Source organism: Enhydrobacter sp., assembly GCA_025808875.1.
Classification (GTDB): domain Bacteria; phylum Pseudomonadota; class Alphaproteobacteria; order Reyranellales; family Reyranellaceae; genus Reyranella.
On the sequence record CP075528.1, the window covers coordinates 987,039 to 1,008,317 of the forward strand.

Below are 21,279 nucleotides of genomic sequence, written 5' to 3' on the forward strand. Positions count from 1 at the left end.
TCACGACCGTTGCCCGAACAGGCCGGTCGGCCGCCACACCAGCACGCCGGCCATGACGATGTAGACCAGGACCTGCGAGATCGCCGGCGCGGCGGTCGAGGCGGCATTGGCGCTGAGGAAGGTCTTGAGCAGATCGGGGAGGAAGGCGCGCCCGACGATGTCGATCTGCCCGACTACAAGGGCAGCGACGAAGGCGCCCTTGATCGAGCCGATGCCGCCGATGACGATGATGACGAAGGCGAGGATCAGGATGTCGTCACCCATCCCGATCTTGACCGACGAGATCGGAGCGGCCATCAGGCCGGCGAGACCGGCAAAAGCGGCGCCGAGCCCGAACACCAGCGTGAAGAGCAGCTCGATGTTGATGCCGAGGGCCGCGATCATGCGGCGGTTCGAGGCGCCGGCCCGGATCAGCATGCCGACGCGCGTGCGTGCCACCAGCCAAGCCAGGATGATCGCCACCGCCGCGCCTACCACGATCAGGGCGAATCGGTAGGCTGGATAGAGCATGCCGGGCATGATCTCGATCGTATGGGCGAGGAACGGCGGCACGGCGATGCTCTGGCCGGCCGGACCCCACACCGCTCGCACGAGCTCGTTGAAGAAGAGGATGAGCCCGAACGTCGCCAGCACCTGGTCGAGGTGATCGCGGGCATAGAGCCGTCGCGCCACCACCATCTCGACGACGATGCCGAGCAGGAAGGCAGCGGGCAGTGCGAGCAACGCGCCGAGCACGAACGAATCGGTCCAGCCGATCAACGTCCAGGCGAAATAGGCACCCATCATGTAGAGAGAACCGTGCGCCAGGTTGACCAGGTCCATGATGCCGAAGGTCAGCGTCAGGCCGGCGGCGAGCAGGAACATCAGCAGTCCAAGCTGCAGGCCGTTCAGCATCTGGATGAGAAAGTATTCCACGTTCCGTCAGTCAAAGGACGATCTGACATGCCGAGCGTGGCGAGGGATCTTTCCCGGCAGGGCAAGATCCCTCGTTTCGTTCGGGCTGATACCGGTGCGCCGGTGTCACTTCATCGGGCACTTCTCGTAGAACGAGTCCTTGCCGTCCTTGACCGCGGTGGCAATGGTCTTGACGGTCATCATGCCCTCGGCGTCCTTCACCGTCTCCTGAATGTAGAAGTTCTGGATCGGGAACTGGTTGGTGTTGAACTTGAAGCCGCCGCGCAGCGACTTGAAGTTGGCCTTCTTGAGCTCGGCGCGCACCTTGTTCTTGTCCGAAAGGTCGCCCTTCAGAGCGTCGGCCGCCGATGCCATCAGCATGATGGCATCGTAGCTCTGCGCGCCGTAGAATGACGGGTAGACCTTGTGCTTGGCCTTGAAGTCGGCAACATAGCGCTTGTTCTGCTCGTTCGGCAGGTCGTTCACCCATTCCTGGGCGCCGAGAGTCCCGAGCGCCAACTCGCCCTGCTGCGGCAGGGTTATCGCGTCGATCGAGAACACCTGATAGAGCGGAATCTTGCCCTTGAGGCCCGACTGCGCGTACTGTTTCAGGAACTGCACGCCGTGCGCGCCGGGGTAGAAGATGAAGATGCCGTCCGGCTTGACGGCGCCGATCTTGGCGAGCTCGGCCGAAAAGTCCAATCCGTCGGGCCACTTGGTGTAGTCCTCGCCCACGATCTTACCCTTGAAGGTGCGCTTGACTCCCGCCGCCATGTCCTTGCCGGCGGCATAGTTGGGCGCCATCACGTAGAGGCTCTTCACGCCCTTCTGGTTCAGGTATTCGCCCATCGCCATCGGCGTCTGGTCGTTTTGCCACGAGGTCGAGAAGAAGTTCTTGTTGCAGAGATCGCCCGCGATCTGCGAGGGCCCGGCGTTGGCGCCGATCAGGATGGTATCGCCTTCCTCGACCACGGTCTTGAGCGAAGCCAGCAGCACGTTCGACCAGATGTAGCCCGAAACGAAGTTCACCTTGTCCTGCTGGACGAGCTTCTCGGAGCGCGCCTTGCCGACATCGGGCTTGAACTGGTCGTCCTCATAGATGATCTCGAACGGCTTGCCGCCCATCTTCCCGCCGAGATGCTCCTTGGCGAGCTCGACCGAGCGGCGCATGTCCTCGCCGATCACGGCCTGCGGTCCCGAGAAAGTGCTGATGAAGCCGATCTTGATGGTTTGCTGCGCCATCGCCGGCTGCAGTCCGAACGCCAGAGCGGCGATCGTTGCGATGCCAAACAATATCCTGGTCATGAGCCCCACTCCCTGTTCACGTTGCCGTATAGAAGCTGAAAACGCCTACGCACGCAATTTGAAGCGCTGGATCTTGCCGGTCGCCGTCTTGGGCAGCTCGGTCACGTACTCCACCCAGCGCGGATATTTGTAGGGCGCCAGGGTCTTCTTGCAGACCGCCATCAGTTCCTCGGTCAGCCCGGCGCTGCCGGTGCCGCCCTGTTTCAGCACGACGAAGGCCTTGGGTTTGATCAGGTCGTGCTCGTCGGCCTTGGGCACGACCGCGGCCTCGAACACCGCCGGGTGCTCGATCAGGCAGTTCTCGATCTCGATCGGCGAGCACCAGACGCCGCTCACCTTCATCATGTCGTCGCTGCGGCCGTCGTAGATGAAATAGCCGTCGTCGTCCTGGCGATAGGTGTCGCCGGTGTTCAGCCAGCCGCCGACCATGGTTTCGGCGGTCTTCTCCGGCTTGTTCCAGTAGTACTTGGCCGCCGATTCCGAGCGGATCCAGAGGCGGCCGCGCTCGCCCTTCGGCACCGGCGCGCCGTTCTCGTCGACGATCTTGACGTCATAGCCCGGCACCGGCTTGCCCGACGTGCCCGGCCGGTAGTCGTCGAGGCGGTTGCTAATGAAGACGTGCAGGCACTCGGTCGAGCCGATTCCGTCGAGGATGATCGTGCCGGTCTTCTCCTTCCAGCGGCGGAAGATGTCGGCCGGGAGGGCCTCGGCGGCGGAGCTGCAGAAGCGCACACTCGAGAAATCGCAGGTGCGTTTCTCCAGGGTGGCCAGCATGCCGGCGTAGACGGTCGGCGCGCAGTAGAAGGCGGTCGGCCTGAAACGTTCGACCGTCTCAAAAATGACGTCGGGTGTCATGCGGCGGTCGTCCAGGATCGCGGTGCTGCCCGTCCACAGCGGGAAGGTCATGGCGTTGCCCAGGCCGTAGGCAAAGAACAGGCGGGCGACGGAGAAGCTCACATCGTCTTCCCGGATGCCCAGCACACGCACGCCGAACATCTCGCTCGTCACCACCATGTCGCGCTGGCAGTGCACGGCGCCCTTGGGCCGCCCGGTCGAGCCGGAAGAGTAGAGCCAGAAGCAATCGTCGGTCGGCGCGGCAAGCCTGGCCTCAAGCGACGATGAGGCCTTGGCGAGGTCGGCGAGGAACGAATCCACGGTGAGCGCCTCGACCGGCGCCTGCTTCAGCGCCGGCTCGACCTCGCCCGCAAACTCGGTCGAATAGATTACGCGCTTGCAGCCCGAATCCTCGAACATATAGGCATAGTCGGCGGCACGGAGCAGGGTGTTGAGGGGAGCCGGCACGATCCCGGCCTTGATGGCTCCCCAGAAGAGATAGAAGAACGCCGGACAGTCCTTCACCACCATCAGCACGCGGTCGCCGGGCTTGAGCCCGGACGCCAGCAGCGCGTTGCCGGCGCGGTTCACGCGCTCGGCAAGCTGGGCGTAGGTCACCGTCTCCTGCGTGGTGACGATCGCAGCCTTGGCGCCGCGACCCTCACCCACGTGCCGATCGATGAACGGCGCTGCGACATTGAAACGATCAGGTAACCGGACCTTGTGGTCCGGACCGAACGAGACGCCAGTCGTCATCGTCCCTTCGCCTCCCTTTGTCCTTCGGCTCTCGCCCGTCGCTCTTGTGGTGACGTTCCACGACATACTCAGTTGAACCGCACGTACTCGAAATCAACGCTTTGGCCATTGATGCCGCGGGCCGGGGGCGCGATCCAGTTGGCGAACTTGCCGGGCTCGGTCACGGCAGGCCCCATCAGCGAGGTCACGAACGCGCGGTCCTCGACTGTCGGCAGCCATTTGCCTTCGTTGGCCGTCCACTCGGCCTCGCTGATCAGCCTGCCGTCGGGCGAGACCCTGAGGCCGGCGAAGGCGCCGATCTGCCGGTCGAAGCCGCGGTGCGGCAGCTTGAGCTCGAAGGCGACGCCCGCCTTCTCGATGGCCTTGTTCCAGCGCCGGACGCCGCGCGCGCAGTCGTCGATATAATCCTGGCGCAGCCGCTCGTTCAGCGCCTGCAGTGCGGGCACCGATTTCTGGACGATGCGGCCATCCTCGACCGTCTCCATCTCGTAAGCGGCGCTGGTCAGCAGGTGGTCGTCCTCGATGCGCGTCTCGAGGTATCGGCCCTTCAGCCCCATCGTGTAGTAGTTGGCGGCGTTGGTGGATGCTTCCTGGCCGAACAGGTCGAGCGACACCGAGAAGTGGAAGTTGAGATACTTCTGGATGGTCGCGAGATCGATGGCGCCCAGCGCGCGCACGTCGTCGGTCTTGTGCTCCCTCATCAGCTGGCAGGTGCGCTCGACGATGCGCTGCACGCCCGATTCGCCCACGAACATATGGTGCGCTTCTTCGGTCAGCATGAAGCGGCAGGAGCGCGCCAGCGGATCGAAGCCCGACTCGGCGAGCGACGCGAGCTGATACTTGCCGTCGCGGTCGGTGAAGTAGGTAAACATGAAGAAGGAGAGCCAATCCGGCGTCTGCTCGTTGAAGGCGCCGAGGATGCGCGGCTTGTCGGGATCGCCGGAATGGCGCTCCAGCAGCATCTCGGCCTCCTCGCGGCCGTCGCGGCCGAAATAGGCGTGCAGGAGGTAGACCATGGCCCACAGGTGCCGGCCCTCCTCGACATTGACCTGAAAGAGGTTGCGCAGGTCGTAGAGCGAGGGCGCGGTCTTGCCGAGCAGGCGCTGCTGTTCGACGCTCGCGGGCTCCGTGTCGCCCTGCGTCACGATCAGGCGGCGCAGGGTCGAGCGCAGTTCGCCCGGCACCTCTTGCCATGCCGCCTGGCCCTTGTTGTCGCCGAAGGCGATCTGGCGGTTGGGATCCTGCCCGGCGAGGAAGATGCCCCAGCGATAGTCCGGCATCTTCACGTGGCCAAAATTGGCCCAGCCGTTGGCGTCGACCGACACGGCGGTGCGCAGGTAGACGTCGAAGTTCGACGTGCCGTCCGGTCCCATGCCCTTCCACCAGTCGAGGAAACGCGGCTGCCAGTTTTCCAGCGCGCGCTGCAGGCGGCGGTCGCTGGCGAGGTCGACGTTGTTAGGGATGAGTTGGCTGTAGTCGATGGCCATGATGGGTCTCCTCAAGCCCGCTTCCGGTCGTATTTGGATTGCTTGCCCGTGCCATAGAGCTTCAGCGCGCCCTCAGGGCCGGTGGCGTTGGGGCGCTGGAAGATCCAGTTCTGCCACGCCGAGAGGCGGGCGAAGATCTTGGTCTCCATGGTCTCCGGCCCGGCGAAGCGCAGGTTCGCCTCCATGCCGATCAGGCCGTCGGGCGAGAAGCCGGCGCGCTCCTCGATGGCGAGCCGCACTTCGTCCTCCCAGTCGATGTCGTCGGGGATGAAAGTGATGAGGCCGAGTTCCTCCGCGGCTTCGGCGTCGAGCGCTTCGCCGATCTCTTCCTTCAATTCGTCGACATGCGCGGGCTCGGCCAGGAAGCGTGTGGCGAGCCGCGTCAGGCCGTTGCCCATGGGGTAGGGGCCGAAATTCATGCTGGTCAACCGAATGGCGGCCGCCGGCTGGTTGGAGCCTGCGAAGGTGCCGTCCAGCATGTACGAACGGTCGGCCGCCAGCACGAGTTCGAACAGCGAGCCGGCGAAGCAGGAACCCGGCTCGACCAGCGCGATCAGGCTACGCGAGCTGACATCGAGCCGCTTCAGCGTGCGCTTCCAGTAGAGCACGATCTCGCGCACCAGCCAGTGCGCGCTCTCCCTGGCGAGCAGCGCGTCATGGGCCTCGACCAGCGCGACGTCGCCCTGGCTCGCCAGCACCCAGGTGCCGATCTCGGTCTCGTTGAGCCGCAGATGCATCATCGCATCGTCAAGGTCGCGCGCCAGCGCCAGCGGCCAGAACGCCGCGCCTTGCGCCTGGATGCCGGCGGCGTCGGTGGGTGGCGCTCCGGCGGGACCATTCACGCGCAGGCGTGCGGCCCGCTGGGTGCGGTCAATCTCGACGCTGAGCGTGCCGTAGCGGATGGCGTCGCCGTCGATCGTGCGTTCGACCTGCGGCAGCGCGATCCCCTTGGCGTCGTTCGGTCGTTTCGACTTGGTCGCGATGTCCTCGGCAATCTTCCTGGTTTCGTCAGCGAGCTTGCTGGGCGGCACCAGCCTGTCGATCAACCGCCACTGCTGGGCGCGCTTGCCGCGCACGCCTTCTGCGGTGGTGCAGAAGAAGTCGGCGTGGTCGCGCCGCACCAGGCGCTTGTCGACCAGCCGCGTCAGGCCGCCGGTGCCCGGCAGCACGGCGAGCAGCGGCAGTTCGGGCAGCGACACGGCGCTCGAGCCGTCGTCGGCCAGTAGGATCTGCTCGCAGGCCAGCGCCAGCTCGTAGCCGCCGCCCGCGGCGATCCCGTTGATAGAGCAGATGTAGCTCTGCCCCGAGTTCTGCGAGGCATCCTCGATGGCCAGCCGCGTCTCGTTGGTGAACTTGCAGAAGTTCACCTTGTGGTCATGCGAGCTCAGCCCGAGCATGTTGATGTTGGCGCCCGAGCAGAAGATGCGATCGCGCTGGCTGCGGATCACCACGGCGCCGATTTCCGGATGCTCGAAGCGCAGGCGCTGCACCGCATCGGCGAGCTCGATGTCGACGCCGAGATCGTAGCTGTTGAGTTTCAGCTTGTAGCCGGGCCGCAGGCCGCCATCCTCGTTCACGTCCATCGTCAGATAGGCGACCGGTCCCTCGAAGGAGAGCTTCCAGTGGCGGTAGCGATCGGGCGATGTGCGGAAGTCGATGGGCGCGGCTTCAGCCATGGCGTTTCCTGTTTAGAATTCGAGTAATTCGGTACTCAAATACGTATTTACTTTCCGAGTCGCAAGGGCATTCTTAATCCAACGCCGATGGTCGCCATTCGTCCCGCCCAAGCCTCTGATTTGCCGGCCGTTTCCGCCCTGGATGCCCGGCTGACGGGGACCGACAAGCCCGACTACTGGCAGTTCATGCTCGATGTTCCCGAGCGTCATTTCCTGGTGGCAAAGACAGAGAAGGGCGTCCTCGCGGGATTCATTGCCGGCGAGGTGCGTGCCTGGGAGTTCGGCCAGCCGGCGGCGGGCTGGGTGTTCGCCATCCAGATCGAGCCCAGGCAGCGCCTCAAGGGCGTCGGCACGGCGCTGTTCGACGCGCTGGTCGAGCGCTTCAAGGCGGCGGGCGTGACGCGCGTGCGCACGCTGGTCGATCGCCGGGATCATCTGATCCTGTCCTTCTTCCGCGCCCAGGGCATGGTGGCGGGCCCGTCGCTGCAGCTCGACAAGGACGTCTCGTGAAGCTGCAGACCGCGACACGGTTGGGTCTCTACGCGGCGCTCGAATTGGCGCGCGATCCGAAGCGCACACTGTCGGTCGGCGAGCTTGCCAGCCGCTTCGACGTCTCGGCGCATCACCTCGCCAAGGTGCTGCGCACGCTGGCCAGTGCGGGCCTGTTGGAAGGAGAGCGCGGAGCTTCGGGCGGATATCGATTCGTGGGCAATCGCAAGCGCACGACGCTCATGGATATCGTCGCCCTGTTCGAGCCGGCTCCCGGCAGCCGGCCGAAGGAAGCGGGCGAGGACACCGACATCGGCACTGCCCTGCGGCTCGTCCTGGTCGAGATCGACGAAATCGCCGAGGCGACGTTGCGATCGATCAGCCTGGAGACGATGCTGTCCAGCGTCAGGAAGTCGGTTTGATGTTGTCCCGTCCCGTGGCGGCCGTGGTGTTCGACATGGACGGTCTGCTGTTCGACACCGAATCGCTTTACGAGAAGGCATTGTTCACCGCGGCGGCGGAGATCGGTTGCGAGATGGATGCCGACTCGTTTCAGGCCATGGTGGGCACGCCGTGGCCCGACACGCGACGGCGCCTCCTCGGGCGGTATGGCGCCGGCTACCCGGCCGATCGACTGGTCGAGATCTGGGTGGCCCATTTCAAGCTCCTCGCCGATCGCGAACTGACGTTGAAGCCCGGCGCACTCGAGTTGTTGACCTGGCTGGACGAACTCGCCCTGCCGCGAGCCATCGCGACATCGTCCTCGCATGCCACCGTGCGCCATCATCTTGCCGCCCACGGCCTCGGGGACCGTTTTCACGCAATCGTCGCCGAGGGCGACTATGCCATGGGCAAACCCGCACCCGAGCCTTTCCTGCGTGTAGCGGAAAGACTCGGAGTCGATCCGCGCGATTGCCTTGCCCTGGAAGATTCTCCCAATGGCGTTCGTTCCGCCGCCGCGGCCGGCATGATGACCGTCATGGTGCCCGACCGCGTCCGGCCGACGCAGGAGATCGCCCGGCTGTGCCTGATCCTGGCAAGCCTCCACGAAGTCGTGGCGCTTATCTCGTCCAGCCGTCCCGCGTCTGCGGCAGCTTCTTCTTGAGGAGGGCGCTGGCCACGACGTTGCGTAGCACCTCCGCGGTGCCGCCGCCGATCGTGAACATGCGCACGTCGCGCGCCATGCGCTCGAGCGGCAGCTCGCGGCTGTAGCCACGGGCGCCGAAGAACTGCAGCGCGTCATTCACCACCTGGATCGCGCTTTCGGAGGTGAAGACCTTTGCCTGTGCGGCGAGCAGCATGTCGGGAAAGCCGCCCTCGCCCGAGCGCGCGGCGTCATAGACCAGCGCCTGCGCGGCCCGGAGTTTGATCGACATGTCGGCCAGCTTCCATTGCAGGCCCTGGAACTCGTTGATCGGCCTGCCGAATTGACGGCGCTCCTCCGACCAGTCGAGTGCCAGCCGATAGGCGCCCTCGGCGATGCCGAGAGCCACGGTGGCGGCGCCCACGCGCTGGCTGTTGTAGGCGGTCATCAGGTCGGCGAAGCCCTTCTTGAGGCCGCGCGGCGGCATGACGAGCGCCGACGGCGGCAGCTCCATCTCCTCGAAGTCGATCACCGCCTCGGGAATGCCGCGCAGCCCCATGGTCGGCTCGCGCTTGGTGATCTTGAGTCCTTGTGTCTCGTCCCGAATGGCGAGGAAGCCGCCGATGCCCTCGAAATCGCCTTTCTCGTCGTAGACCTTGGCGAAGATCAAATGCAGCCGCGAGACGCCGCCGCCGGTGATCCAGTGCTTGCGGCCGTTCACGACATAGCGGTTGCCCTTCTTGTCGGCGCGCGTGGTCATGCCGTTGGCATCGGAACCGGCCTCGGGCTCGGTGATGCAGATGGCGGGCTTGTCGCCCGCCAGCACCATCGAGGCGGCGAGCTTCTTCTGCTCATCCGAGCCGTAGGCCATGACGGCGCTGATCGCGCCCATGTTGGTCTCGACGGCGATGCGGCCGGTGACGGCGCAGGCGGCGGACAGCGCCTCGATCACCAGTACCGCGTCGAGCCATGTCTTGCCTTGGCCGCCATATTGCCGGGGGATCGTGAGGCCGAGCAGCCCGGCATCCTTCAGCAGCTCGACATTGTCCCAGGGATACTGCTCGGTGCGGTCGACCTCGGCGGCACGCCGGGCGACGGGACCGCTGGCGAGCTCGCGGACGCGGGCCTGCAGCTTGATCTGGTCGGCGGAGAGGGCGGAGACGCTCATGAACTCATTCCTTGGCGGCTGGGACTTGGCGAAGGGGATCGATGCTGAAGATGGCGACCTGGTCGGTGCGTCCGCGTACCAGCACCGTGCCGAGCGGCATGAACGCGAAAACATCGCCGCAGGCCGCCCGCGTGCTTTCGGAGACCAGGATGCGTGTGTCGTGCTGCTTGTTCAACTCTTCCAGCCGCGCCGCGAGATTTACGGTGTCGCCCAGCAGGGTGAAGCTCAGCCGCTGACCGGCGCCGACCGACCCGCCGATGACGGCGCCGGTGCTGATGCCGATACGCGTCGCGAAGGCGACGCCTTGGTCGCCGAAGGTGCGTCCGCCGACGGCGCGCTGGATGTCGATGGCGGCGCGCACCGCGCAGGTCGCGTGATCGGCACAGGCGAGAGGCATGTTGAACGAGGCGAACAGGCCATCGCCGATGAAGGTGTTGACCACGCCGCCGTGGGCGCGGATCGGCTCGAGGACGGTCTCGAGATACTCGTTGAGGCCTGCAACCAGTTCATGCGGGGCGAGATACTCGGCGATGGTCGTGAAGCCCGCGATGTCGGTAAACAGGATGGTAGCCTCGCCGGTCTCGCCGGCTAGTACACCCTGTCCCTGCCGACGCAGGATGGTGGCGGCCACGTTCTCGTCGACGTATCGGCCGAAGGTCTCGCGGATCCGCTCGCGCTCGCGCAGGCCCTCGACCATGTCGTTGAACTGGCCGGTCAACTGGCCGACCTCGTCGTTGGAGGTGACGGGCACGCGTTGGCTCAGGTCGCCTTCGGCCACCTTGCCCATCGCGGCCGACAGGTTGCGGATCGGCCGCAGCAGCGAGCGGGTGATGAAGAACACCGTGATGGCCACGCCCATCAGGGCGACGGCGGCGTTGTTGCTGATCTCGAACTGTAGCCGCTCACCCTCGTAGGAAAAGAGATCGACGATGATGGCGATCAGCGGCGCGATGGAGATTACGCCCAGACCGACCAGCAGCTTGAAACGGTAGCGGCCGAAGAACAGGCCCAGATTGCGTCCGTAGCGTTCGAGGATGAAGGAGCAGAGGTCGGCGAGATAGTCGCTCACCGCGAAGTAGGTATAGGTGAAGTAGAAGATCGGCAGGATGACGGTGAGGGCGATGAAGTCGGCAAGCGCCGGGCGCGGCACATGGCTGTCAGGCAATTCGAGCAAGTAGCTGGACCCCAGCCGGAACAGGGTGAGAATCAGCACGAGCAGGAAGACATGCTGCGACGTCAGCAGCGGAAGCTGCGTCAGGCGTCGCTGCGCGTCCTCGAAGTTCGTCTCGCCCTTGAGGTAGCGCTCGATCGGCCGAAAGCGCAGCGACGAAACGAACCAGTTGACGCCGAGCAGCAACAGGAGCCCGCCGCCCAGCGAGCGCGGCGCGAACCACCATGCCGCCGTCATCACGATGAAGATCGATGTGAACACGAGGTCGAGCCACGCGCACGACGTCGCCGTCAGGAGATAGCGCCGGCGGATGGCGGCGATGTCGGCGGCGGGTGCGGTCATGGCGACACGGGGGAGTAGACCACGACGTCGCCCTGATGGCCGCGCACGTCGGCTGCACCGTGACGCCGCCAGCGGAATTCCTGGCCGGCCGCCCGCATCGCACCCTCGGTAACGAGGATCGACGTGCCGAAGGTCTTGTTGAGCTGCTCGACGCGCGAGGCGACGTTCACCGCGTCGCCCAGCAGCGTGTAGCTCAGCCAGTCCGACGTGCCGATGGTGACACCGATCACTGGCCCGGTGTTGATGCCGATCCGGGTACGGATACGAAGGCCCGAGGCGAATGTGGCGCCGGCCAGCTCCTGCTGCATCTCGATTGCCGCGCGCACCGCGGCGGCGGCATGGTCGGCGAGCGGCAACGGCAGGTTGAAGCTCGCGAACAGGCCGTCGCCGATGCAACTGTTGACCACGCCCCTGTGGCGATGGATCACCGGAACGATGGCCGCGTAGTAGATGTTGAGGACCCGCGCCACCTCTTCCGGCGGGAGGCTTTCGGAAAGGCCGGTGAATCCTTCGATGTCGGTGAACATGAGCGTCGCTTCGGCCAGCCGGTCGGCGGCACGCCCGCGCCGCTCCTGGTTGCCCAGGATGTCGGCCGCGACGCTTTCGTGCACGTACTTGCCGAACGTGTCGCGCAGATATTGCCGCTCGGCCAGCCCTGTGACCATCTGGTTGAAGCCGCTGGTCGCATGACCGACTTCGTCGTCCGACGTCACCGGCAACCTGACCTCGAGGTCCCCGTCGGCGACCCGCTTCATGCCGTGATCGAGGCGCACGACGGCGGCCGTCAGGGCGCGCGCGATCCACAGGTAGATGGTGACCGCCCCGACGATCGAGGCGACGACGTCGACCGACGCTTCCTTGAGGAGGCGCTCGCCGTCGTAACTCGCGACGTCGGCGGCGAGCAGGATGAGCGCGGCGAAGGCGAGGAACAGCACGCCGACGCCGACCTTCCGGCTGAACGATCCCGAGAAGCGGTCGAGATTGACGCCGCGGGTGCGAAAGAGATGTACGCACAGACCTTCGAGAAAGGCACTGACGACGAAGAAGACCAGGACGACGTTGAAGCTGGTGAGCACGACGAAAGTGGCGATGGCGTCGATCCAGGCCGGAATCTCGATCGTCGCGCCGAAGGTGATGCCGAGGCGCGGCGACAGCAGGCGCAGGGCGAGCATCGGAGCGAAGAATGCGGCGACGAGGATCGCCGAATGGCGGGGCAGACTGGCCAGCCGGTCCTGGATCTCGGCGAAGGAAGCGCGGCCATCGAGGAACCGGTGCACCGGGCGGAGCAGCACATGGGCGCCAACGCCGATCCCGGCGACGAGGAACAAGGCCGACATCGCCATCATCGGCGGCAGAACGGGCAGGTGCGAATGAACGGTCGCGTAGACCGTCGAGGTGATCAGGTCGACGACGAACGGCACCGCCATCGCGAGGTAGTAGCGGTTGAGAATGCGGCGCGCCGTCGAATCGATCGCCCCTTTCGCCCCCGACATGTCGGCCACCGTCATGCGGCGGGTATAGAGCGGATCGGGGCGGGGCGGAATGCCCCGCCCGCGCGATTCAGGCGGCCACTTCGCGCGTCACGATCCGGTACTTGAACTTGTCCGGATCGAGCGAATCGAGAAAGCCGCGGCGGTTCTCGGCCTGGGGATACATCAGGAAGGGAATGGGGTCTTCCTTGGAGCCAGGCAGCTTCAGGTCGTGTGCGACGTTGAAGGCGAGCCAGTTGCCTTCCCACGAGCCGAACAGTCCGTTGCGCGCCGCGACCACCTTGGGATCGGTCATGCCGAGATTGGTCGGCGGCTCCTCGAGCACGACCTTGCGCACGTCCGCCGGATCGACCGGCGTCCAGCCGCTGCCCGCCAACCACACCTCGGCGCGGCAGTGCTGGGCCTTGGTGACGTTCTCGGCGCCCGAGGTGCCGAGTGCCTTGTAGCCGAACTTCGACGGCGCCACGCGAATGCCGTAGACGTCTCGTGCCGGCAGGCCGACCGAACGCGCCAGGGCGACGAAGAGCGCGTTGAGGTCGGCGCATTTGCCGTTGAGATTGCCGGTCCGGATCATTGTCGCGACGTCGCCGATGCCGCAGCCCAGTACCTTCGGATTGCGAAAGGTATGCTCGACGACCCAGTCGTAGAGCGCCCGCGCCTGTGCGAGGTCGCCCTGCTTGCCCTTGACGATGTCGCGCGCGGTGTCGCGCACGATGCCGTCGGTCGGCAGCAGATCGGTTGCCATCAGGTTGAGCTTGCGTTCCGCCTCGCCGAGTGCGGGTACGGAACGTTGTGCTCCCAGGCGCACGGCACGGTCTTGCGTCTGCACTTCGGTCGTCACCTCGACCCGCGGCGACTGCTGATCGGCGGCCCATTCGACGCGCAGCATCTCGGCACCGTACTTGGGGTCGCGCACCCGCTCGGCGAGGCGCGCGTTGCTGGTCCACGTCACCTTGCCGGGGCGCTGCCAGTCGTCGGCGGCAAAGGTCGGCAGGGGTATCCATGCCTTGGTCGCGCCATTGGCGGGCTCCACCTGTACGGTGAGGATGAAGCTGCGCCAGCCTCGAGGCGTGGGCGCGAAGGTGGATTGCGCGGTGGCCAGGCGCGGGGCCAGGCCGACCATGCCGGCGGCGAGGCCGGATTTCAGGATGTCACGACGATTCACAATGTTCCTCCCGAAGTCCCGAACGACCGGAGAGGTTGAGGCAGACCGGCGTCGGGCTGCCTCGGGTCCATCCCGGACCGACCCGCGCCGCACGCGGCAGCGGTCTGTACCGAAGACGCGAACAGTGAAGACGAAGGGCGGAGTCGTCAACCGATCACAGGCCGAGATAGGCCTGCCGCACGCGATCGTTGGCCAGCAACTCCGCGCCCGGCCCGGACAGTTCGATGCGGCCGTTCTCGAGCACGTAGCCGCGATTGGCGATCCTGAGCGACGCCATCACGTTCTGCTCGACCAGCAGCAGCGTGAGCCCTTCCTCGTTCAGCCGATGCACGATGCGAAAGACCTCGTGCACGATCGTCGGGGCGAGGCCGAGCGAGGGCTCGTCGAACATGATGAGCCGCGGCTGCCCCATGAGGCAGCGTCCGATGGCCAGCATCTGCTGCTCGCCCCCGGAGAGGGTGCCCGCCGCCTGGCGTCGCCGCTCGGCGAGCCGCGGAAAGAGCCCGAACACACGCTCCAGCGTGGCCTTCTCGGCGGCACGCGAGCGTTTGAGCACGGCGCCCATCTCGAGGTTCTCCAGGACGCTGAGATTGGGGAAGACCTGCCGGCCTTCGGCGACATGGCCTATGCCCGCCTCGCAGACACGATGGCTCGGCCAGCCGGTGATGTCGCTGCCGTCGAACGTGACCCGCCCGACCCTGGGTTTCTCGATGCCATGGATGGCGCGGATCAGCGAGCTCTTGCCTGCGCCGTTGGCCCCGACAATGGCGACGATCTCGCCGGACGCGATGTCGAGCGAGACGCCGGCCAGCGCCTGGGCGTCGCCATAGTAGAGGTCGAGGTCGGCGACCTGGAGAAGGGGCGTGTTCACAGCGCCTCCTCGTCGCCGAGATACACGTCGAGCACCGCCTGATTGCGCGAGATTTGCTGCGGTGTGCCTTCGGCGATCTTTTCGCCGTAGCTCACCACCACGATCTCGGCGGCGAGCGCCATGACCGCGCGCATCACGTGCTCGATGAGCAGGATGGTGATGCCGGTCTGCCGATTGAGGTCACGCAGGAAGGCGACCATGACGTCGACCTCGGTCGGTCGAAGTCCGGCCATCACCTCGTCCAGCAACAGGAGCTTGGGTTCGGTGGCGAGGGCGCGTGCCACTTCGAGCCGCTTGCGGTCGGGCAGGGTGAGGCTTTCGGCGAGGTGATGCCGACGGTCGTGCAGGCCGAGCCTGTCCAGGATGGCATCGGCCTTGGTGCGCGCATCGTCGAGTCGCCGAAGGTGGTGCAATGCACCCACGGTGACGTTCTCCAGCACGCTCAGCCCCCTGAACGGCTTGACGATCTGGAAAGTGCGGCCGACACCCGCGGCGCAGACCCGGTCGGGCCGCAGCCCCGAGATGCGCCGGCCGTCGAGCATGACCGTCCCGGCGTTCGGCGCGAACACGCCCGCGATCATGTTGAAGATCGTCGTCTTGCCCGCGCCGTTCGGGCCGATCAGGGCGTGAACGGCGCCGTCCGGCACGGTGAAGCTGACATCGTGCACCGCGCGCAGGCCGCGAAAACTCTTGGCCACGCCGGCGAGTTCGAGCCGGGCACCGTTCATCGCCGGCGCTCCGTCATGCCGAGCTTCCCGGCCAGCCACGGCCAAATCCCGGCCGGCCGGTACATGACGATCACCAGCAGGGCGAGGCCATAGAAGATCTGCTTCATGCCGGGGATGTGGAAATACTCGCTGGCATCGGTGAAGATCTCGCCGAGGCCGGTGAGCACCACCGCGCCGACGATCGGGCCGAACAGCGTCCCCAGGCCGCCGATGATCGGCGCCAGCGTCATCTCGATCGACCGGCCGATGGCGAAGGCGGTCTCCGGAAAGAGGTTGTTGTAGTAGAAAGCGTTCCACACGCCGGCCACGGCCGTCAGCCCCGCCGAGATCATCATCGCCAGCATCTTGCAGCGCAGGACCGGCACGCCGACGGCCTGCGCCGCCTCGGCGTCCTCGCGAATGGCCAGCCAATAGCGACCGAGCCGGCTTTCCAGCAAAGCCCGGCACAGGATGAAGGCGCCCACGGCCAGCGCCAGGATCACATAGTAGAAGAGCACCGGCCCGCCGCGCAGATTGGCGAGGTCGACGACGTCGCGCTCGACTCTGAGGAACAGGCCAGCCGAACCGCCGGCCCACTGCCAGTGATCGAAGGCGATGCGCGTGAACTCGGCAAAGGCGATGGTGAGCAGGGCGAAGTAGACGCCGGCCAGTGAAAAGCGGAAGCCGAGATAGCCGACGATCGCACCGGCCGCGACGGCCGCCGCGATGGCGGCCAGGACGCCGATCCACGGCCCGATGCCGTAGTGAAAGAAGAGGCCGGCCGCAACATAGCCGCCCAGCCCGGCATAGAGCGCGTGGCCGAGGGAGAGCTGGCCGGCGAAGCCCATCAGGATGTTCCAAGCCTGACCGATATAGGCGAAGTAGAGGATCAGGATCAGGACCGATAGGCCGTATTTGCCGACCAGCGCCGGTGCGATCAGCAGCAGGCCAAGCAGGATCGCGAGCGCCCACAGGGCCCGCGGCGGGCTGTCGCCGACCAGGCGGCGCACCAGCGTCATCGCATCTCCCGCCGTCCGAGCAGACCTTGCGGGCGAAGGAGCAACACGACGATCAGCAGGCCGAAGCTGAACATGCTCTTGAGCGACGGCTCGACCAGCAGGCCCGCCACCGCCTCGCTGACGCCGATCAGCAGGCCGCCAAGCAGGGCGCCGGTCATGCTGCCGAGCCCGCCGACGATGACGATGACGAAGGCGAGCAGTGTGTATTCGGCGGCGAGGAAGGGCGTCACCGGAATGATCGTGATCATGAGCGCTCCCGCGGCACCGACGCAGGCGGCGCCGATGCCGAAGGTGAAGGCGTAGAGGCGCTTCACGTCGAGGCCGACCACGAGTGCGCCCATGTGATTGTCGGCCGAGGCGCGGATCGCCTTGCCGGTGCGGGTCCGCGTGAAGAAGAGCCACAGCAGCAGGGTGATGCCCGCGGCGGCGAGGGCGGCATGCAGGCGCACGGCGTCGAACACCAGCGGTCCGAGCTCGTAGGAATCGAACTGCGCCTCGAGCTGCACGCCTCTGGCATCCGGCCCGGCGATGGCGAGGCACAGATTGACCAGCAGGATGGCGATGGCGAGCAGCAAGAGGAACTGCTGATGCTCCGGCCGATTGATGAAGGGGGAGATCACGCCGAGCTGCAGCGCATAGCCGGCGGCGAAGAAGAGCAGGGCGATCGCCGGCAGGCTGAGCATGGGGTTGATCTCGGCCTGGTCGAAACCGAGCCAGGCCAGGAACATGCCGACCACCATCATCTCGCCGTGCGCAAAGTTGACCACGCGCATGACGCCGAAGATCACCGACAGGCCGAGCGCCATGAGGCCGTAGACCATGCCGGTCAACAGCCCCTTGGCGACGGCCTGGGCGAGCGAGAGAAGAAGGTCGGGGGTCAAAGCGCCCGGATCGTCAGGTCCGCCGCTTGTCGTTCCAACCCGGCATCGGGAAGACCAGCTCGGCGGCCGCCGATTCCTTGGGCAGCACGACGGTGGGCTTGCGCTTCAGGTTCTGCACGGCCGATGCCTTGATGTTGACGTTCTGGCCCTTGGCATCGAACTGGATCGGCCCGCCGATGATGACGTGCTGGTCGATCTTGATGCCCTTCAACGCGGCCATGAGCTCGTCCGGCTTGGTCGATTTGGCCGCCAGCCAGGCGTGGGCCGCCACCAGCAACCCTTCGAAGGTGAAGCCGGCGTTGATGTCGAGCTGGTTGGCCGGGAACTTGGCGGTGTGGTGCTTCTCCAGCGAAGCCGTCATCGCCGCCTTGGGATCGAGCCACGGCACGTTCGAGATGTGGAACTCGCCGTACTTGCCCATGGTCTTGAGGAAGTCCTGCTCGTAGAGGCCCGGCGCGCCGGGATTCATCACCACCATCGGCTCCCAGCGCTGCTTGACCAGTTCCTGGACCAGGAGCTTGGCGTCGTTCAGCCGGGTCACCGGCATCAGCATGTCGGCCTTGGTCGCCTTGGCCTTGCCGACCTCGACGGCGAGATCCTTGGCCGCCGGATCGTAGGAGATGGTGTCGACGATCTGATAGGGCATCTCCATCCTCGGGAAGAGGCCCTTGATGCCGTTCATCATCGCCGTGCCGAAGGTGTCGTTGATGCTCATCAGCACCGCCGTCTTGGGCGTGGCGCCGCCGACCTTGAATATCTCCTTGTGCAAAGCCAGGGCACCGGTGATCAGCATCGGCGCGGTCGGGAAGTTGCGGACGACGAACTTGTAGCCCTGCTCGGTGATCTGCGGGGCGGCCGCGATGTTGACGACGAGCGGCACGCCACGTTGCTCGGCGACCTGCGCGATCGCGATCGTCTGGCCCGAATCGAAGGCGCCGACCAGCATCTGCGCGCCGGCGTCGATCGCCTTCTCGGCCTGGATGCGCGCCACATCGGGCTTGGATTCGGTGTCGTAGTTCATGATCTCGAGCTTCACCGGCATCTTCATGTCGGCGAACACGTCGTTGGCGACGTCGCCGCCACGCCGGCAGGCCTGGCCGATCTGGGCCTGGATGCCCGACGTCGGCAGAAGCAGCGCGACCTTGAGGTTGGCCGGCGTCTGGCCGTGGGCGTAACGCAACGGCAGCGGTGCGCCGAGCAACGTGGCGCCGGCGAGCGCGGCGCGACCGAAACGACGGCGGGTGTACCGATTGTGGTTGGTCATGCGACCCCTCCCAGTGTTTTCTGACCGAACTATAGGGAGGGCTGCGGCGACATGCTAGTTCGTAGACATGACGGTAAGCATAGCTGACCTAAACCGGCTGGCGGCCGCGGACTTCGAAGCCGCGGTCGCCGACACCTTCGAGCGCGCGCCCTGGGTGGCGCGGGCGGTGGCCGGCCGGCGTCCCTTTGCCGGGGTGAGCGAGCTGCATGCGGCGATGATGAGCATCGTCCACGCCGCCCCGCGCGATGCGCAGCTTGCGTTCCTGAGGGAACATCCCGACCTCGCCGGCAAGGCGGCGCGGCGGGGCGACGTGACCGACGATTCCCGCCGCGAGCAGGCGGGCGTCGGCCTCGACACGCTGAGCGAGGAGGAGTTCGCCCGTTTCCATCGGCTGAACGACGCCTACCGGGCGAAGTTCGGCTTTCCCTTCATCGTGTGCGTGCGCCGGCACACGCGCGATTCGATCCTGACCCAGTTCGAGCGGCGGCTGGGCAACGACGCCGCGACCGAGTTCGCCGCCGCCCTGCAGGAAGTCTTTCGCATCACGAGGCTGCGCGTGGTGGCCAAGGTGACGGGCGAGAACGTTCCCAAGGTCGACGGCCGGCTGAGCACGCACGTGCTCGACATCCACGCCGGCCGGCCGGCTGCCGGCATGGCGATCGAGCTCTACGAGGGCGTGGGCGAACGCTGGCACCGCATCGCCAGCGCCGTCACCAACGCCGACGGCCGCACCGACCGGCCATTGATCGCCGGCCGGCCCGTACCAATCGGCCGCTACGAATTGCGTTTCGCCGTCGGTGACCATTTCCGCAGCAGGGGCATCGAGCGCGGCGATCCGTCGTTCCTCGACATCGTGCCGCTGCGCTTTTCCGTGGCCGAGCCGGAGGAGCACTACCACGTCCCGCTGCTCTGTACGCCGTGGAGCTATTCGACGTATCGTGGAAGCTGACGAACGGAGGAAACGATGGTCACTTACAGCGATGTCTCCCTGATGATTGACGGTGCCTGGACGAAGGGCGCCAACGGCCGCACGATCCCGATCGTCAATCCGGCGACCGAGGAAGTGATCGGCCAGCTCGCCCACGCCGAGAAGGTCGACCTCGATCGCGCGCTCGCCGCCGCCGACAAGGCGTTCAGACAGTGGAAGAAGGTCTCGGCCTACGAGCGCTACAAGATCATGCGCAAGGCGGCCGACCTGATGCGCCAGCGCCTCGACGACATCGCCGCCATGATGACGATGGAGCAGGGCAAGCCGCTCGCCGAGGCCAAGGTCGAGACCAACCTCGCCGCCGACATCATCGACTGGATGGCCGAGGAGGGCCGCCGCACCTACGGACGCATCGTGCCGGCGCGCGCCGAGAACGTGCATCAGCTCGTCATGAAGGAGCCGGTCGGCCCGGTCGCCGCCTTCACGCCCTGGAATTTCCCGATCAACCAGGTGGTGCGCAAGGCATCGGCCGCGATCGCCACCGGCTGCTCGATCATCGTCAAGGGACCGGAAGACACGCCCGGCTCCTGCGCCCAGCTCATCAAGGCCTTCGTCGACGCCGGCGTCCCGGCGGGCGTGATCCAGCTCGTCTACGGCGTGCCGTCGGAGATCAGCGAATACCTGATCCCCCATCCGATCATCAAGAAGGTGACCTTCACCGGTTCGACGCCGGTCGGCAAGCAGCTCGCCGCGCTGGCCGGCGCGCACATGAAGCGGGTCACCATGGAACTCGGCGGGCACGCGCCGGCCATCGTGTTCGAGGACGCCGACCTCGAACAGGCGGTCAACATCCTGGGCGCCAACAAGTTCAGGAACGCGGGCCAGGTCTGCGTCGCGCCGACGCGCTTCCTGGTGCACGAGAAGGTCTACCCGGAGTTCGTGGAGCGCTTCACCGCCTTCGCCAAGAACTTGAAGGTGGGCAACGGACTCGAGGCCGACACCAGGATGGGCCCGCTGGTCGCCGAGCGCCGCCTGCACGCGATGGACACTTTCGTGAGCGATGCCATCTCCAAGGGCGCCAAGATCAAGACCGGCGGCCAGCGCAAGGGCAACAAGGGCTATTTCTACGAGCCCACCGTGATGACCGACGTGCCGCTCGACGCCAAGATCATGAACGACGAGCCGTTCGGTCCGCTGGCGCCGATCACGCCGTTCAAGGATTTCGACGGCGTGATGAAGGAGGCGAACCGCCTGCCGTGGGGCCTCGCGGCCTACGCCTACACGAAGAACACCAAGACCATGGCGCAGGTCGGCGCCGCGCTGGAGAGCGGCATGGTGTCGATCAACCACCACGGGCTCGCCCTGCCGGAGGTGCCGTTCGGCGGCATCAAGGATTCGGGCTACGGCTCGGAGGGCGGCCTCGAGGCGCTCGAGGCCTACCTCAACACCAAGTTCGTCAGCACGCTCGGCATGTAGGCCGACGGCGGCCGGAACGAGAAGAAGCGCCGGTCGTCCGGCGCTTCTTGCGTTTGGGACGACGCAACGGCGTCGCCGCCGATTTCTAATCGACCTTGGCGCCCGACGATGCGAACGAGCACTTGCCGGGGTCGGCCTTCAACAGCGCGATCACGCCCGCGAGGACGAGCCTCCGGCGAGGCGGCAACAACACCTTTCTTCATGAGATTTCCTCCACCACAATACTCACCGCCAACGCGGCGCGATCTGTACATGACCGCGGTTGCGGCGCA

General features: G+C 66.1%; 19 protein-coding genes and 1 pseudogene. 6 read left to right on the forward strand and 14 right to left on the reverse strand.

The annotated features are described in order from the left end of the window. The 5 genes from KIT25_04960 to boxC form a co-directional block, all read right to left on the reverse strand. Complete coding sequence (locus KIT25_04960; GenBank protein ID UYN97823.1) at positions 1-894, reverse strand: branched-chain amino acid ABC transporter permease; 894 nt, start codon at positions 892-894, stop codon at positions 1-3. A gap of 126 nt (positions 895-1,020) precedes the next feature. Next, complete coding sequence (locus KIT25_04965) at positions 1,021-2,199, reverse strand: ABC transporter substrate-binding protein (protein UYN96299.1); 1,179 nt, start codon at positions 2,197-2,199, stop codon at positions 1,021-1,023. 45 nt (positions 2,200-2,244) lie between these two features. Next, positions 2,245-3,789, reverse strand: coding sequence for a benzoate-CoA ligase family protein (locus tag KIT25_04970; GenBank protein ID UYN96300.1), 1,545 nt, complete (start codon positions 3,787-3,789; stop codon positions 2,245-2,247). Positions 3,790-3,857: 68 nt separating this feature from the next. Further along, positions 3,858-5,279, reverse strand: a complete 1,422-nt coding sequence (boxB, locus tag KIT25_04975) for a benzoyl-CoA 2,3-epoxidase subunit BoxB (GenBank protein ID UYN97824.1) — start codon at positions 5,277-5,279, stop codon at positions 3,858-3,860. Positions 5,280-5,287: 8 nt separating this feature from the next. Then, positions 5,288-6,952 carry a 2,3-epoxybenzoyl-CoA dihydrolase gene (gene boxC / locus KIT25_04980; GenBank protein UYN96301.1) on the reverse strand — a complete coding sequence of 555 codons (1,665 nt, stop codon included), beginning with the start codon at positions 6,950-6,952 and terminating at the stop codon, positions 5,288-5,290. Positions 6,953-7,039: 87 nt separating this feature from the next. Here boxC and KIT25_04985 point away from each other — a divergent pair, with 87 nt between their 5' ends. The 3 genes from KIT25_04985 to KIT25_04995 are packed head-to-tail and all read left to right on the forward strand — an operon-like array spanning position 7,040 to position 8,546. Then, positions 7,040-7,462, forward strand: coding sequence for a GNAT family N-acetyltransferase (locus KIT25_04985; protein UYN96302.1), 423 nt, complete (start codon positions 7,040-7,042; stop codon positions 7,460-7,462). After that, positions 7,459-7,863 carry an Rrf2 family transcriptional regulator gene (locus KIT25_04990; protein UYN96303.1) on the forward strand — a complete coding sequence of 135 codons (405 nt, stop codon included), beginning with the start codon at positions 7,459-7,461 and terminating at the stop codon, positions 7,861-7,863. The genes KIT25_04985 and KIT25_04990 overlap by 4 nt, the downstream gene beginning before the upstream one ends. Beyond that, on the forward strand, positions 7,863-8,546 hold the full coding sequence (locus KIT25_04995) for an HAD family phosphatase (GenBank protein UYN96304.1): 684 nt from the start codon (positions 7,863-7,865) through the stop codon (positions 8,544-8,546). Before KIT25_04990 ends, KIT25_04995 begins: the two co-directional genes overlap by 1 nt. On the opposite strand, the gene KIT25_05000 is transcribed toward KIT25_04995, so the two are convergent. The 9 genes from KIT25_05000 to KIT25_05040 form a co-directional block, all read right to left on the reverse strand. Continuing rightward, complete coding sequence (locus tag KIT25_05000; GenBank protein ID UYN96305.1) at positions 8,503-9,693, reverse strand: acyl-CoA dehydrogenase family protein; 1,191 nt, start codon at positions 9,691-9,693, stop codon at positions 8,503-8,505. The genes KIT25_04995 and KIT25_05000 overlap by 44 nt on opposite strands. Positions 9,694-9,697: 4 nt before the next feature. Continuing rightward, a complete protein-coding gene (locus KIT25_05005) occupies positions 9,698-11,206 on the reverse strand; it encodes an adenylate/guanylate cyclase domain-containing protein (GenBank protein ID UYN96306.1) in 1,509 nt (502 codons plus the stop codon). Next, complete coding sequence (locus KIT25_05010) at positions 11,203-12,714, reverse strand: adenylate/guanylate cyclase domain-containing protein (protein ID UYN96307.1); 1,512 nt, start codon at positions 12,712-12,714, stop codon at positions 11,203-11,205. Before KIT25_05010 ends, KIT25_05005 begins: the two co-directional genes overlap by 4 nt. A 52-nt stretch (positions 12,715-12,766) precedes the next feature. Further along, positions 12,767-13,861 carry a transglutaminase domain-containing protein gene (locus tag KIT25_05015; protein UYN96308.1) on the reverse strand — a complete coding sequence of 365 codons (1,095 nt, stop codon included), beginning with the start codon at positions 13,859-13,861 and terminating at the stop codon, positions 12,767-12,769. Positions 13,862-14,015: 154 nt separating this feature from the next. Further along, a complete protein-coding gene (locus KIT25_05020; GenBank protein UYN96309.1) occupies positions 14,016-14,732 on the reverse strand; it encodes an ABC transporter ATP-binding protein in 717 nt (238 codons plus the stop codon). Beyond that, on the reverse strand, positions 14,729-15,460 hold the full coding sequence (locus tag KIT25_05025; protein UYN96310.1) for an ABC transporter ATP-binding protein: 732 nt from the start codon (positions 15,458-15,460) through the stop codon (positions 14,729-14,731). Before KIT25_05025 ends, KIT25_05020 begins: the two co-directional genes overlap by 4 nt. Next, positions 15,457-16,458: a branched-chain amino acid ABC transporter permease gene (locus tag KIT25_05030; protein UYN96311.1), complete on the reverse strand. Its 1,002-nt coding sequence runs from the start codon at positions 16,456-16,458 to the stop codon at positions 15,457-15,459. The genes KIT25_05025 and KIT25_05030 overlap by 4 nt, the downstream gene beginning before the upstream one ends. Beyond that, entirely contained in the window at positions 16,455-17,279 is an 825-nt protein-coding gene (locus KIT25_05035) for a branched-chain amino acid ABC transporter permease (GenBank protein ID UYN97825.1), read from the reverse strand. The genes KIT25_05030 and KIT25_05035 overlap by 4 nt, the downstream gene beginning before the upstream one ends. 73 nt (positions 17,280-17,352) lie before the next feature. Continuing rightward, the gene (locus KIT25_05040; protein UYN96312.1) at positions 17,353-18,603 is read right to left on the reverse strand and encodes an ABC transporter substrate-binding protein; all 1,251 of its coding nucleotides are present in this window, start codon (positions 18,601-18,603) and stop codon (positions 17,353-17,355) included. 67 nt (positions 18,604-18,670) lie between these two features. On the opposite strand from KIT25_05040, the pseudogene uraD reads away from it, so the two are divergent. The 3 genes and pseudogenes from uraD to KIT25_05055 all read left to right on the forward strand — a co-directional run bounded on the left by uraD (position 18,671) and on the right by KIT25_05055 (position 21,007). Next, a pseudogene (gene uraD, locus KIT25_05045) lies at positions 18,671-19,162 on the forward strand (2-oxo-4-hydroxy-4-carboxy-5-ureidoimidazoline decarboxylase). A gap of 9 nt (positions 19,163-19,171) precedes the next feature. Beyond that, the gene (gene uraH, locus KIT25_05050) at positions 19,172-19,552 is read left to right on the forward strand and encodes a hydroxyisourate hydrolase (protein UYN97826.1); all 381 of its coding nucleotides are present in this window, start codon (positions 19,172-19,174) and stop codon (positions 19,550-19,552) included. Between the two features lie 15 nt (positions 19,553-19,567). Next, complete coding sequence (locus KIT25_05055; protein ID UYN96313.1) at positions 19,568-21,007, forward strand: NAD-dependent succinate-semialdehyde dehydrogenase; 1,440 nt, start codon at positions 19,568-19,570, stop codon at positions 21,005-21,007. The last annotated feature ends 272 nt before the right edge of the window (positions 21,008-21,279 follow it).

What these genes read in the sequence shown, in the direction of transcription:
- KIT25_04960 (UYN97823.1), bottom strand. Translation starts at nt 894, where the DNA reads ATGCTGAACGGCCTGCAGCTTGGACTGCTGATGTTCCTGCTCGCCGCC.
- KIT25_04965 (UYN96299.1), bottom strand. Translation starts at nt 2,199, where the DNA reads ATGACCAGGATATTGTTTGGCATCGCAACGATCGCCGCTCTGGCGTTC.
- KIT25_04970 (UYN96300.1), bottom strand. Translation starts at nt 3,789, where the DNA reads ATGACGACTGGCGTCTCGTTCGGTCCGGACCACAAGGTCCGGTTACCT.
- boxC (UYN96301.1), bottom strand. Translation starts at nt 6,952, where the DNA reads ATGGCTGAAGCCGCGCCCATCGACTTCCGCACATCGCCCGATCGCTAC.
- KIT25_04985 (UYN96302.1), top strand. Translation starts at nt 7,040, where the DNA reads ATGGTCGCCATTCGTCCCGCCCAAGCCTCTGATTTGCCGGCCGTTTCC.
- KIT25_04995 (UYN96304.1), top strand. Translation starts at nt 7,863, where the DNA reads ATGTTGTCCCGTCCCGTGGCGGCCGTGGTGTTCGACATGGACGGTCTG.
- KIT25_05000 (UYN96305.1), bottom strand. Translation starts at nt 9,693, where the DNA reads ATGAGCGTCTCCGCCCTCTCCGCCGACCAGATCAAGCTGCAGGCCCGC.
- KIT25_05005 (UYN96306.1), bottom strand. Translation starts at nt 11,206, where the DNA reads ATGACCGCACCCGCCGCCGACATCGCCGCCATCCGCCGGCGCTATCTC.
- KIT25_05010 (UYN96307.1), bottom strand. Translation starts at nt 12,714, where the DNA reads ATGACGGTGGCCGACATGTCGGGGGCGAAAGGGGCGATCGATTCGACG.
- KIT25_05025 (UYN96310.1), bottom strand. Translation starts at nt 15,460, where the DNA reads ATGAACGGTGCCCGGCTCGAACTCGCCGGCGTGGCCAAGAGTTTTCGC.
- KIT25_05030 (UYN96311.1), bottom strand. Translation starts at nt 16,458, where the DNA reads ATGACGCTGGTGCGCCGCCTGGTCGGCGACAGCCCGCCGCGGGCCCTG.
- KIT25_05035 (UYN97825.1), bottom strand. Translation starts at nt 17,279, where the DNA reads ATGGTCTACGGCCTCATGGCGCTCGGCCTGTCGGTGATCTTCGGCGTC.
- KIT25_05040 (UYN96312.1), bottom strand. Translation starts at nt 18,603, where the DNA reads ATGACCAACCACAATCGGTACACCCGCCGTCGTTTCGGTCGCGCCGCG.
- KIT25_05055 (UYN96313.1), top strand. Translation starts at nt 19,568, where the DNA reads ATGGTCACTTACAGCGATGTCTCCCTGATGATTGACGGTGCCTGGACG.